Source organism: Streptomyces misionensis (assembly GCF_007896895.1).
GTDB lineage: Bacteria > Actinomycetota > Actinomycetes > Streptomycetales > Streptomycetaceae > Streptomyces > Streptomyces misionensis_A.
In genome coordinates, this window is record NZ_VOGW01000045.1 from 1 (window position 1) to 688 (window position 688).

Genomic DNA, 688 nt, shown 5'->3' on the forward strand with positions numbered 1-688 from the left:
CCCCGACACCCCCGGCGGGCGGGGCGCCGCCCATACCGTCACCCTGCCGCCCGCGCTGTCCGGCGGGCTCGCCGAACTCGGCCGGCGCGCGGGGACGACGCCGTACATGACGGTGCTGGCCGCCTTCCAGGCCGCCCTGGCCTTCCACAGCGGGCAGCGGGACATCGCCGTCGGCACCGTCGTCGCCAACCGCGAGCGGGCCGAGACCGAACAGCTCGTCGGGTTCTTCGTCAACACCCTGGTGCTGCGCGGCGACCTGTCCGACGACCCCACCCCGGCCGCGCTGCTCGCCCGCACCCGCGAGCGGGTCCTGGAGGCGTTCTCGTACCAGTCGCTGCCGTTCGAGCGGGTCGTCGACGCGCTCAGCCCCGAGCGCGACCTCGCCCGCAACCCGCTCGTCCAGGTCCTCTACACGCACACCGACACCACCTCCTCCCGCTTCGCCCTGGGCGCCGCCGAGGGGACGCCGTACCGGATCGACCTCACCACCGCCAAGTTCGACCTCACCCTCGACCTGCGCGACGGCGACGGCCGCACCGAGCTGGCGTTCGTCTACCGCCCCGACCTGTTCGAGGCGGACTCCATCGGCGCCCTCGCCCGGCACACCGTCAACCTGCTGGAGGCGTTCTGCGCCACCCCCGACGCACCCCTGAGCGCCATCGACCCGCTGACCCCCGCCGAACGCGCC

General features: G+C 74.6%; 1 protein-coding gene. It reads left to right on the forward strand.

Features of this window, described 5'->3' with window-relative positions; translation table 11 throughout:
• On the forward strand, positions 1–688 hold a 688-nt coding region (locus FRZ03_RS08210), incomplete at both ends, for a condensation domain-containing protein (protein WP_261398719.1).